Source organism: uncultured Streptococcus sp., from assembly GCF_963456385.1.
GTDB lineage: Bacteria > Bacillota > Bacilli > Lactobacillales > Streptococcaceae > Streptococcus.
This window is the reverse complement of record NZ_CAUOLF010000006.1, coordinates 88,443-99,469: the sequence shown is the minus strand read 5'-3', so window position 1 is coordinate 99,469 and position 11,027 is coordinate 88,443. Positions and strand designations below refer to the sequence as shown.

Genomic DNA, 11,027 nt, shown 5'->3' with positions numbered 1-11,027 from the left:
AACGCCGGAAGTAGTTGGGGGTTGCCCCCTGTGAGATATGGAAGTCGCTTAGCAGTTATCCGCCATAGCTCAGTTGGTAGTAGCGCATGACTGTTAATCATGATGTCGTAGGTTCGAGTCCTACTGGCGGAGTTTCAAAGAGGTTTTTACCTCTTTTTATTTTTAGTGATAGGATATAATGGAGACAAGGTATTCTATAGTCTTATTGATGAGCTATGAAACTTATATTAGTACTTAGTGTATTCTAAAGTTTGACTTTGTATTCTTTATAGTTGAATGAAAAAAGCAGAAGTTAGTCTGAGACTGGTTTCTGCTTTTTTGATTAGAGTTTATTTGATAAAAATGCTTCTGAGGTTTGCATTTATGATTCTGTATTTACTTCAAAGAAGGCTCTGTATAAAGCACGAATGGCAGCTTTTTCTTGATTCTTTTCAACAACAAACATGATGGATACTTCGCTTGAGCCTTGGGACATCATTTGAATGTTGATGTTATTTTCGGAAAGAGCTTTGGTTGCAGTGGCTGTTACACCGATATGACTTTTCATTTTTTCGCCAACAATCATGATAATGGAAAGGTCGTGTTCAATTTCTGCATGATCAACCTCTGCTTTTTGGACAAGTTGTCGAAGGATTTCTTCTTCTTTGATAGGAGTTAATTCGCGCTCACGTAAGATAATGGAGAGGTCGTCAATTCCTGTAGGCATGTGCTCCCAACCAATATTCAAGTCTTCTAGAATTTGAAGGACGCGTCTACCAAAGCCGATTTCTCTGTTCATCAGGTACTTGGACATGTTAATGCTGACAAATCCTGCATCTCCAGCAATCCCAACGACCGGGAGATGGTCCTTACTGTGTTTATGGACAATTTGAGTACCTGGATGTTTTGGGTTGTTGGTATTTTTAATAACCAGCGGGATTTTGCCGCGGTAAGCTGGAAGCAGAGCTTCATCATGGAGAACTGTAAAGCCTGCGTAAGCTAATTCTCGCATTTCCCGATAGGTTAGCTCAGGAATGGAATGTGGTTTGTGAACGATACCGGGATGGGCAGCAAAGATTCCGTCAACATCAGTGAAGTTTTCATAAATATCTGCTTTGACACCCGCAGCAATGATAGAGCCCGTGATATCAGAACCTCCGCGAGAAAATGTACAGATTTGGCCATCTTGAGTTACACCAAAGAAACCAGGAATAACTAAAACTTCATCAGAATTGTTGAGTTCTTCAATCTTATCATAGCTGGAAGGAAGAATTCTTGCATTGCCAGGTTCACTGGAAACGATGAGTCCTGCTTCTCTTGGATGTACGTAGCTAGCTGGAACGCCATTTTGACTGAAATATGCTGCAATTAATTTAGCGTTGTTGTTTTCTCCTGCTGCAAGGAAAGTATCATAAAGAAATGCATTATCTTCAATTGGCAAAGTTGCAAGGCTTGTGATGCTTTTGGAAATTTTCTCCAGAACTTTTGGTTTCAAACCTAGTTCTGCCACCATATCTGCATAGCGATTGATAATCCACTGTTGGTTTGGTGTGACATCATTTCCTGCAATATATTCTCGGTAATATTTAATCAGGGCATCGGTTACTTTGATATCGTCATCGTGGCGTTTTCCTGGTGCTGATACCACAACAAATCGACGTTCAGGATCAGATTTGACAATATTCAAAACTTTTTCTAATTGAGTCGCAGAAGCCAGTGAACTTCCGCCAAATTTTACAACTTTCATAGGTTCTCCTATCTTATTTTAAAAATTATAACAAAATTCTGAAAATTATTCAAACACTGTTTTTATACTATTTTTATCCATAATATTGCTTTTACACTTTAAATTTGAAGAGCATCTAATTTTTCCCATTTTTTATTTCCTTTCTTTTATATTTTATGATAAAATATAAGTTGTTTATAATTTGAATATCAAATTATTTAAGAATAAAACAAAACGGCTGATTTGAAATCGGGTCGGGAATGGAGCTGAAATGACATTTAATGGAATTCTCTATCATGTAGCAGATGAGGTAGCAACGATTACTTTCAATCGTCCTGAAGTTTCAAATGGTTTTAATATTCCTATGTGTGAGGAAATTTTAGAGGCTATTGAACTTGCTTCTAAGGATGAGTCCGTCAAATTTTTAGTTATCAATGCGAATGGTAAGGTTTTTTCAGTGGGCGGGGATTTGGCTGAGATGCAGAGAGCTGTCAGTGATGATGACGTCCAATCCTTGGTGAAAATTGCCGAACTGGTGAATGATATTTCCTTTGCTATGAAACGTCTTCCTAAGCCAGTTATCATGAGTGTCGATGGCCCTGTTGCTGGTGCGGCTGCTAATATGGTCGTTGCAGCAGATTTCTGTATTACCACTGAAAAATCCCGCTTCATTCAGGCCTTTGTCGGTGTTGGTCTGGCGCCAGATGCTGGCGGTCTTTTCTTACTGGCTCGTGCTATCGGCGTGACTCGGGCGACCCATCTGGTTATGACTGGGGAAGCTCTGACTGCAGAGAAAGCTCTGGATTACGGCTTGCTTTATAAAGTCTGTGAAGCAGAAAAGTTGGAAAAAACAACTGAACAGTTGCTGAAGAAGCTGAAACGTGGCTCTCTAAATTCTTACAGAGCCATGAAAGAAATGGTCTGGAAGAGTCTGTTCAGTGGCTGGTCTGAGTATGCAGAACTAGAGTTGGAATTGCAGAAATCGCTGGCTTTCACAGAGGATTTCAAAGAAGGGGTTCGGGCTTATTCTGAGAAGCGTCGCCCAAACTTCACTGGTAAATAATGTATTGGTTCAAGGTTGCTTATTTTGCAAGTTGTTTACAAAAATATTTGAAAATCAAATTAATTTTCAAAAAAGCTTGCAAATTGTTTTTCCATCTGATAAAATTTGATTGTCAAAGTATTTTCTTAAGGAGGGTTGGTTTTGAATTTTCAGTTAGTAAATGATTACTTAACGTCTATTTTCAATAATGTCTTGGTTATTGAAGAATCGAGCCTAAGAAGCAGTCGCTTCAACGACGTCTCCATTAAGGAAATGCATACGATAGATGTCATCGGCACGACCCCAAATGCTACTCCAAGTGATATATCACGAGAATTGATGGTTACTTTGGGGACTGTTACGACTAGTTTGAATAATCTGGAACGTAAGGGTTATATTGAGCGTCGTCGGTCGGAAGTTGACCGTCGTGTGGTGCATCTGAATTTGACAAAGAATGGGCGGCTTTTGTATCGTCTTCACAAGCGATTCCACAATCGCATGGTCATGCAGGTAGTGGATGGAATGAGTCCAGAAGAGAGACAAGTGATGCAAAAGGGCCTGCAAAATTTATATAGTTTCCTAGAGGATTTGAAATAATGAACTATGCTAAGATTAGCCAGGTGGCTCATTATGCTCCCCGTCAGATTGTCAGCAATGATGATCTAGCCGAGATTATGGATACCAGTGATGAGTGGATTTCAAGTCGAACTGGGATTAAAAACCGCCATTTATCGTCAGATGAAACGACCAGTGATTTAGCTACAAAAGTAGCAGAGAATTTGCTGCAAAAGTCAGGAATTTCTGCTCAGGACCTGGACTTTATCATTGTTGCCACCATTACGCCGGATTCTTTAATGCCTTCAACAGCTGCTAGAGTACAGGCAAATATCGGTGCTAAGAATGCATTTGCCTTTGATTTGACAGCAGCCTGCAGTGGCTTTATCTTCGCACTATCTACTGGGGAAAAATTTATTTCTTCAGGCCGTTATCAAAAAGGTCTAGTCATAGGAAGTGAGACGCTCTCTAAGACTGTAGATTGGTCGGATCGTTCAACAGCGGTTCTCTTTGGAGATGGTGCTGGCGGTGTACTGTTGGAAAGTGCTTCAGAACAGCATTTTTTGGCAGAAAGTCAGTTTACTGACGGATCTCGCGGAGATAGTCTGACCTGTGGAAAAATCGGTTTGTCTTCACCTTTTTCTAAAAAAGGTGAGAATCAGCCTTATCTGACAATGGACGGTAGAGCTATTTTTGATTTTGCTATTCGTGATGTTGCTCGTTCTATTAAGGAAACCATTGAAAGCAGTCAGCTTTCAGCAGAAGATTTGGACTTTCTGTTGCTTCATCAGGCCAATATCCGTATTTTGGATAAAATGGCTAAGAAGCTTGGTGTTTCGCGGGAGAAACTTCCAGCTAATATGATGGAATATGGCAATACTAGCGCAGCTAGCATCCCGATTTTATTATCTGAGTGTGTGGAGCAAGGACTGATCAAACTGAACGGAAATCAGACAATTTTGATGTCAGGTTTTGGTGGAGGTTTGACATGGGGCACGCTTATTGTTACAATTTAGTTAATCAAGTGGAAACACATGATAAAAAATATTTTATTTTTAAAGGAGTCTATCCATGGCAGTATTTGAAAAAGTACAAGAAATTATCGTTGAAGAACTTGGCAAAGAGCCATCAGAAGTTACTCTTGAGTCAACTTTCGATGATCTTGAAGCAGATTCATTGGACTTGTTCCAAGTGATTTCAGAAATTGAAGATGCATTTGACATCCAAATCGAAACTGAAGAAGGTTTGAACACAGTTGGTGATTTGGTTGCTTATGTAGAAGAAAAAACTAAATAAGCAAGTAACTGAGAGTATCGAAAGATATTCTCTCTTGTTTAGGTAATAGTTTGACTGTCAAAGTAAAGAAAATACATCCAGTATGTGATAGTTTGAGATCAAGCTATTACTTAAGCAATGATAAAAGGAAGGTATTATGCAAACACGTATTACAGAATTATTGAATATTGATTATCCTATTTTCCAAGGCGGGATGGCCTGGGTTGCTGATGGTGACTTGGCTGGCGCGGTTTCAAAAGCTGGCGGTCTTGGTATCATCGGTGGCGGAAATGCACCCAAAGAAGTGGTAAAGGCTAATATTGATAAGATTAAGTCTTTAACAGACCGTCCTTTCGGGGTTAATATCATGCTTCTTTCTCCTTTTGCAGACGACATTGTGGATCTCGTCATTGAAGAGGGAGTAAAAGTAGTAACAACTGGTGCGGGTAATCCAAGCAAGCACATGGCTCGTTTCCATGAAGCGGGGATTACAGTTATCCCTGTTGTGCCAAGTGTGGCTTTGGCTAAGCGAATGGAAAAAATCGGTGCGGATGCAGTCATCGCAGAAGGTATGGAAGCCGGTGGTCACATCGGAAAATTGACTACCATGTCCTTGGTTCGTCAGGTTGCAGAAGCAGTTAGCATTCCGGTTATTGCTGCAGGTGGTATTGCAGATGGTTCTGGGGCTGCGGCTGGATTTATGCTAGGAGCGGAGGCCGTTCAGGTCGGAACTCGCTTTGTCGTCGCTAAGGAATCCAATGCTCATCAGAACTACAAGGATATGATTTTGAAGGCTCGCGATATTGATACAACTATCTCTGCCCAGCATTTTGGTCATGCGGTTCGTGCTATCAAGAATAAGCTGACGCGTGATTTCGAAAAGGCAGAAAAAGAAGCCTTCAAGCAAGAAAATCCAGATTTGACTGTTTTTGAAAATCTTGGAGCTGGTGCTTTGGCTAATGCGGTTGTTCGCGGAGATGTGGAAAATGGTTCCGTCATGTCTGGTCAAATTGCTGGTTTAATCAGTAAGGAAGAAACAGTCGAAGAAATCCTCAAAGATATCTACTATGGTGCTGCTGAGAAGATTCAGCAGGAAGCAAAACGTTGGGCAGGAGTAACTAGAAATGACTAAAAGAGCCTTTCTCTTTGCCGGTCAAGGAGCGCAGTACCTTGGAATGGGGCGCGAGCTTTATGATCAGTATGAGCTTGTGAGGTCAACTTTTAATGATGCTAGCCAAGTTCTAGGCTATGATGTCCGAGCTTTGATTGATCAGAATGAGGAAAAACTCAATCAAACTCGGTACACGCAACCGGCTATTTTAACGACTTCAGTAGCTATTTATCGGCTCTTGGTTGATAAGGGAATCGAGCCTGATATGGTAGCAGGTCTCTCACTTGGAGAATATTCTGCCTTGGTAGCTGCTGGTGCTCTTGATTTTAAGACGGCAGTGGGCTTGGTCGCTAAGCGGGGTAGCTTCATGGAAGAGGCAGCTCCAGCTGGCTCTGGGAAAATGGTCGCAGTTTTAAATGCAGAAGTTTCTCTCATTGAAGCGGTCTGTCAAGAAGCAAGTGCTATTGGTGTAGTCTCACCAGCTAACTATAATACGCCTAGTCAAATCGTTATCGGCGGAGAAGTGGCAGCGGTGGACAAAGCTGTGGAGCTTTTGAAAGATGCCGGTGTCAAGCGTTTAATCCCGCTCAATGTATCCGGGCCTTTCCATACGGCGCTTTTAAGGCCAGCCAGCCAACGATTGGCAGAAGTATTGGAAACAGTTGAGTTTTCAGATTTTGTACGGCCATTAGTCGGAAATACAGAAGCAACTGTGATGGAAAAAGAGAGAGTCAAAGAGCTTTTGACTCGTCAGGTAATGGAGCCAGTGCGTTTCTATGACAGCATTGCTAAAATGCAGGAAGCTGGTGTGACTGAGTTTGTCGAAATTGGTCCTGGCAAAGTTCTGTCTGGTTTTATTAAGAAAATTGATAAATCTGCGGATGTACGCCAAGTTGAAGATGTAGAAAGTTTGAATGCTCTTCTAGAAAAATAATGAGGAATCATCATGGAATTACAAAACAAGAATGTGTTAATTACAGGGTCCGCTCGTGGGATTGGGCTGGCAATTGCGCATAAATTTGCCAGTGTCGGAGCCAATGTTATCTTAAACGGACTAAGCGGGATTTCTGATGATATTTTGGCTGAATTTGCCGGCTATTCTGGTAAAGTCGTAGCTGTTATTGGGGATGTGTCTAAATCTGCGGATGCTCAGCGGATAGTGGAAGAAGCTGTTGCGGCTCTGGGGTCTGTTGATGTATTGGTCAATAATGCTGGTATTACCCGTGATAAGCTCATGCTGAAAATGACGGAAGAAGATTTTGAGCAGGTGCTGAAAGTGAACTTGACTGGAACGTTCAATATGACACAATCAGTCCTGAAACCGATGACAAAAGCTCGTCAGGGTGCTATTATCAACCTATCGAGTGTCGTTGGTTTGGCTGGAAATATCGGTCAGGCAAACTATGCAGCTTCCAAGGCCGGTCTGATTGGTTTTTCTAAGTCAGTAGCCCGTGAGGTAGCAGCGCGCAATATCCGTGTCAACTGTATTGCCCCTGGCTTTATCGCATCTGATATGACAGATGTGCTCCCAGAAAAAGTAAAGGCTGCGTCTCTGGCACTCATTCCAATGAAGCGTTTTGGCACTCCAGAAGAAGTTGCAGATGTTGCTCTCTTCTTGGCAGGTCAAGAATATCTGACGGGTCAAGTCATCACGATTGATGGCGGCTTTACTATGCAGTAAGTCACAGTTTTTGAATATTAACGAGTAGAAAATCAGTTGATTCATCTAAATAAAGGAGCTCAATATGAAACTTAATCGAGTTGTTGTAACAGGATACGGTTTAACTTCACCTATCGGAAATACTCCAGAAGAATTCTGGAATAATTTAAAAGAAGGCAATATTGGAATCGGTCCAATTACTAAATTTGATCATAGTGAATACAGTGTTCACAATGCGGCGGAAATTCAGGATTTCCCTTTTGATAAATACTTTGTCAAAAAGGATACCAATCGTTATGATAATTACACACTTTATGCGATTTATGCTTCTCAAGAAGCGGTGAATAATGCTCACTTAGATGTAGATACGCTGGATAAGGATCGCTTTGGTGTCATCGTTGCCTCAGGTATCGGCGGGATTCAGGAAATTGAAGAGCAGGTTGTTCGCTTGCATGAAAAGGGTCCTAAACGTATCAAACCTTTGACCTTGCCAAAAGCCCTGCCAAATATGGGGGCAGGAAATGTAGCGATGCGCTTTGGAGCCAATGGTATCTGTAAGTCTGTCAATACGGCCTGTGCCTCAGCAAACGATGCGATTGGTGAAGCTTTCCGCTCAATTAAATTCGGTTATCAAGATGTGATGTTGGTCGGAGGTTCAGAAGCTTCTATTACACCATTTGCGATTGCTGGTTTCCAAGCTCTGACAGCTCTTTCTACGACAGAAGATCCTAAGCGCGCTTCTATTCCGTTTGACAAGGACCGCAACGGCTTTGTCATGGGTGAAGGTTCTGGTATGCTGGTTCTGGAAAGCTTGGAACATGCTGAGAAGCGCGGAGCTACTATCTTGGCTGAGGTAGTAGGATACGGCCACACTTGTGACGCTTACCATATGACTTCTCCGCATCCAGAAGGTTTGGGAGCTATCAAGGCGATCAAACAGGCGGTTGAAGAAGCTGAAATTGAGCCAAAAGATGTGGCTTATGTCAATGCTCATGGTACATCAACTCCTGCTAACGAAAAAGGCGAAAGCGGAGCCATTGTTTCTGTCTTTGGTAAAGATGTAGCGGTGTCTTCTACTAAATCCTTTACAGGACATCTGCTCGGTGCAGCGGGCGCAGTTGAGGCTATTGCGACGATTGAAGCAATGCGTCATAGCTATGTGCCAAAAACAGCTGGTACAACAGAGCTGCCAGACTATATTGAAGCCAACGTTATTTACGGTCAAGGTAAGGAACAGGAAATCCCTTATGCGATTTCCAATACATTTGGCTTTGGCGGCCACAATGCCGTTCTTGCCTTTAAACGCTGGGAGGCTTAAAAACCTATGAATATCAACGAAATTAAAGATTTAATGGCGCAGTTTGACCAGTCTAGTCTGCGTGAGTTTTCTTACAAAAATCAGAGCTATGAGCTGACTTTTAGTAAGAATGAGGGTCAGGCTGCAGTTCCAACAGCCAGCGCTGCTCCAATTGCTGCACCTTTGCAGGCTGCGAGTGCGCCTGTGATTGAGCCAACTCCTCAAGCAGCTCCGCCTGCAGAGCCAGAAACAGCTTCAGAAGCTCCGGCACCTGCTGCTGAAGGTGATGTTGTGGAAAGCCCTTTGGTTGGTGTGGCTTACTTAGCAGCAGGTCCAGATAAGCCGCCTTTTGTATCTGTTGGAGACCAAGTTAAAAAAGGTCAAACCCTGATGATTATTGAAGCAATGAAGGTCATGAATGAAGTTCCAGCACCTAAAGATGGTCTGGTTACAGAAATTATGGTTCAGAATGAAGAAATGGTTGAATTTGGGAAAGGGCTGGTACGCATCAAATGATTGATATCAATGCAATAAAAGAAGCACTTCCGCATCGCTACCCAATGCTTTTGGTGGATCGTGTTTTGGAAGTTAGCGAAGATGAGATTGTTGCTCTGAAAAATGTGACAGTCAATGAGCCTTTCTTTAACGGGCATTTTCCTCAGTATCCTGTTATGCCAGGTGTCTTGATCATGGAAGCTCTGGCTCAAACAGCCGGCGTGCTGGAATTGTCCAAAGAAGAAAATAAGGGCAAACTGGTCTTCTATGCTGGCATGGACAAGGTTAAGTTCAAGAAGCAAGTTGTACCAGGTGATCAGCTAATTATGACAGCTAAGTTTGTCAAGCGTCGCGGAACCATTGCGGTTGTAGAGGCGAAAGCAGAAGTTGATGGGAAACTTGCAGCCAGTGGTACCTTGACCTTTGCGATTGGCCAGTAGATAAAAGGAGCTTTCACCATGTTTCGTAAAATTTTAATTGCTAACCGTGGGGAAATTGCGGTCAGAATTATTCGTGCAGCCCGCGAGTTGGGAATTGATACGGTAGCTGTCTATTCAACGGCTGACAAGGAAGCACTCCATACCTTACTGGCTGATGAGGCTGTCTGCATCGGCCCAGCCAAGTCTACAGATTCTTATCTGAATATGAACGCTGTCCTGTCTGCTGCTGTTCTGACAGGTACAGAAGCCATTCATCCTGGTTTTGGTTTTTTGAGCGAAAACTCTAAATTTGCGACCATGTGCGAAGAAGTCGGCATTAAGTTTATTGGACCTTCAGGTGCTGTGATGGACTTGATGGGCGACAAGATTAATGCTCGGGCTCAAATGATTAAGGCGAAAGTGCCGGTTATCCCAGGTTCTGATGGAGAAGTTCATACCTCTGAAGAAGCTTTGGAAGTCGCTGAAAAGATTGGTTATCCAGTCATGCTTAAAGCTTCTGCTGGCGGCGGCGGCAAGGGAATTCGTAAGGTTGAGAAGGCTGAGGATTTAGTAGCGGCCTTTGAGTCTGCATCTAGCGAAGCCAAAGCGGCCTTTGGTAATGGTGCTATGTATATGGAGCGAGTCATCTATCCAGCGCGCCATATTGAAGTGCAGATTTTGGCAGATCAGCAGGGGCATGTCGTCCACTTGGGCGAGCGGGATTGCTCTTTGCAGCGTAATAATCAGAAGGTGCTGGAAGAAAGTCCATCTGTGGCGATTGGGAAAACCCTGCGTCAGCAGATTGGTGAAGCAGCTGTTCGGGCTGCTCAGTCTGTCGGCTATGAAAATGCTGGTACAATTGAGTTTCTGCTTGATGAAGCCAAGGGTGAATTCTACTTTATGGAGATGAACACTCGGGTGCAGGTTGAGCATCCAGTGACCGAGTTTGTTACCGGTGTGGATATTGTAAAAGAGCAGATTAAGATTGCAAACGGTCAGAAGCTGTCCTTCAGTCAGGATGATGTTGAAATCCGAGGGCATGCGATTGAGTGTCGGATTAATGCTGAAAATCCAGCCTTTAACTTTGCGCCGAGTCCAGGTAAGATTTCAAATGTTTATCTGCCAAGCGGTGGAGTGGGTCTGCGCGTGGATTCAGCCGTCTATCCTGGCTATACCATCCCCCCTTACTACGACAGCATGATTGCGAAGATAATTGTTCACGGGGAAAACCGATTTGATGCTCTGATGAAGATGCAACGTGCACTCTATGAACTAGAAATTGACGGTGTTGTGACCAATAGTGGCTTCCAACTGGACTTAATCTCAGATTCTAATGTAATTGCTGGTGATTATGACACAGCCTTTCTCATGGAGAAGTTCCTTCCGGCTTATCAAGAGAAACAATAGATACGACATGTAAGAGCTGCTCTGTAAACTCGAAAGACAGTGGCTCTTGCAGTTTGATGTG

Annotated in this window: 12 protein-coding genes and 1 tRNA gene; 12 read left to right on the top strand and 1 reads right to left on the bottom strand. The window is 42.9% G+C overall.

Features of this window, described 5'->3' with window-relative positions; translation table 11 throughout:
* Positions 1–58: 58 nt before the first annotated feature.
* Positions 59–132 (top strand) — tRNA-Asn (locus tag RP262_RS03855).
* 229 nt (positions 133–361) lie between these two features.
* On the opposite strand, the gene RP262_RS03850 is transcribed toward RP262_RS03855, so the two are convergent.
* Complete coding sequence (locus tag RP262_RS03850) at positions 362–1,726, bottom strand: aspartate kinase (protein WP_311154372.1); 1,365 nt, start codon at positions 1,724–1,726, stop codon at positions 362–364.
* A 250-nt stretch (positions 1,727–1,976) separates the two neighbouring features.
* On the opposite strand from RP262_RS03850, the gene RP262_RS03845 reads away from it, so the two are divergent.
* The 11 genes from RP262_RS03845 (at position 1,977) to RP262_RS03795 (ending at position 10,966) form a co-directional block, all read left to right on the top strand.
* Positions 1,977–2,768 (top strand): enoyl-CoA hydratase, encoded by a 792-nt coding sequence (locus RP262_RS03845; RefSeq protein ID WP_311154371.1) that lies wholly within the window; start codon positions 1,977–1,979, stop codon positions 2,766–2,768.
* Positions 2,769–2,909: 141 nt separating this feature from the next.
* Positions 2,910–3,344, top strand: coding sequence for a MarR family winged helix-turn-helix transcriptional regulator (locus tag RP262_RS03840; RefSeq protein WP_002901186.1), 435 nt, complete (start codon positions 2,910–2,912; stop codon positions 3,342–3,344).
* The gene (locus RP262_RS03835; RefSeq protein ID WP_311154370.1) at positions 3,344–4,318 is read left to right on the top strand and encodes a beta-ketoacyl-ACP synthase III; all 975 of its coding nucleotides are present in this window, start codon (positions 3,344–3,346) and stop codon (positions 4,316–4,318) included. Before RP262_RS03840 ends, RP262_RS03835 begins: the two co-directional genes overlap by 1 nt.
* 55 nt (positions 4,319–4,373) lie before the next feature.
* Positions 4,374–4,598, top strand: coding sequence for an acyl carrier protein (locus tag RP262_RS03830; RefSeq protein WP_002893611.1), 225 nt, complete (start codon positions 4,374–4,376; stop codon positions 4,596–4,598).
* A 136-nt stretch (positions 4,599–4,734) separates the two neighbouring features.
* On the top strand, positions 4,735–5,709 hold the full coding sequence (gene fabK, locus RP262_RS03825) for an enoyl-[acyl-carrier-protein] reductase FabK (RefSeq protein ID WP_002896881.1): 975 nt from the start codon (positions 4,735–4,737) through the stop codon (positions 5,707–5,709).
* On the top strand, positions 5,702–6,622 hold the full coding sequence (gene fabD / locus RP262_RS03820) for an ACP S-malonyltransferase (protein ID WP_311154369.1): 921 nt from the start codon (positions 5,702–5,704) through the stop codon (positions 6,620–6,622). Before fabK ends, fabD begins: the two co-directional genes overlap by 8 nt.
* A 12-nt stretch (positions 6,623–6,634) precedes the next feature.
* Positions 6,635–7,369: a 3-oxoacyl-[acyl-carrier-protein] reductase gene (fabG, locus tag RP262_RS03815; RefSeq protein WP_002922206.1), complete on the top strand. Its 735-nt coding sequence runs from the start codon at positions 6,635–6,637 to the stop codon at positions 7,367–7,369.
* A 64-nt stretch (positions 7,370–7,433) separates the two neighbouring features.
* A complete protein-coding gene (gene fabF, locus RP262_RS03810; protein ID WP_223312567.1) occupies positions 7,434–8,666 on the top strand; it encodes a beta-ketoacyl-ACP synthase II in 1,233 nt (410 codons plus the stop codon).
* 6 nt (positions 8,667–8,672) lie between these two features.
* Complete coding sequence (gene accB, locus RP262_RS03805; RefSeq protein ID WP_311154368.1) at positions 8,673–9,161, top strand: acetyl-CoA carboxylase biotin carboxyl carrier protein; 489 nt, start codon at positions 8,673–8,675, stop codon at positions 9,159–9,161.
* Complete coding sequence (gene fabZ / locus RP262_RS03800) at positions 9,158–9,580, top strand: 3-hydroxyacyl-ACP dehydratase FabZ (RefSeq protein ID WP_002896886.1); 423 nt, start codon at positions 9,158–9,160, stop codon at positions 9,578–9,580. Before accB ends, fabZ begins: the two co-directional genes overlap by 4 nt.
* 18 nt (positions 9,581–9,598) lie before the next feature.
* On the top strand, positions 9,599–10,966 hold the full coding sequence (locus RP262_RS03795; RefSeq protein ID WP_049540997.1) for an acetyl-CoA carboxylase biotin carboxylase subunit: 1,368 nt from the start codon (positions 9,599–9,601) through the stop codon (positions 10,964–10,966).
* The last annotated feature ends 61 nt before the right edge of the window (positions 10,967–11,027 follow it).

Bases quoted from the DNA above. Each gene is read 5' to 3' on its own strand.
- RP262_RS03850 (WP_311154372.1), bottom strand. From the start codon at position 1,726: ATGAAAGTTGTAAAATTTGGCGGAAGTTCACTGGCTTCTGCGACTCAA.
- RP262_RS03845 (WP_311154371.1), top strand. From the start codon at position 1,977: ATGACATTTAATGGAATTCTCTATCATGTAGCAGATGAGGTAGCAACG.
- RP262_RS03835 (WP_311154370.1), top strand. From the start codon at position 3,344: ATGAACTATGCTAAGATTAGCCAGGTGGCTCATTATGCTCCCCGTCAG.
- RP262_RS03830 (WP_002893611.1), top strand. From the start codon at position 4,374: ATGGCAGTATTTGAAAAAGTACAAGAAATTATCGTTGAAGAACTTGGC.
- fabK (WP_002896881.1), top strand. From the start codon at position 4,735: ATGCAAACACGTATTACAGAATTATTGAATATTGATTATCCTATTTTC.
- fabD (WP_311154369.1), top strand. From the start codon at position 5,702: ATGACTAAAAGAGCCTTTCTCTTTGCCGGTCAAGGAGCGCAGTACCTT.
- fabG (WP_002922206.1), top strand. From the start codon at position 6,635: ATGGAATTACAAAACAAGAATGTGTTAATTACAGGGTCCGCTCGTGGG.
- fabF (WP_223312567.1), top strand. From the start codon at position 7,434: ATGAAACTTAATCGAGTTGTTGTAACAGGATACGGTTTAACTTCACCT.
- accB (WP_311154368.1), top strand. From the start codon at position 8,673: ATGAATATCAACGAAATTAAAGATTTAATGGCGCAGTTTGACCAGTCT.
- fabZ (WP_002896886.1), top strand. From the start codon at position 9,158: ATGATTGATATCAATGCAATAAAAGAAGCACTTCCGCATCGCTACCCA.
- RP262_RS03795 (WP_049540997.1), top strand. From the start codon at position 9,599: ATGTTTCGTAAAATTTTAATTGCTAACCGTGGGGAAATTGCGGTCAGA.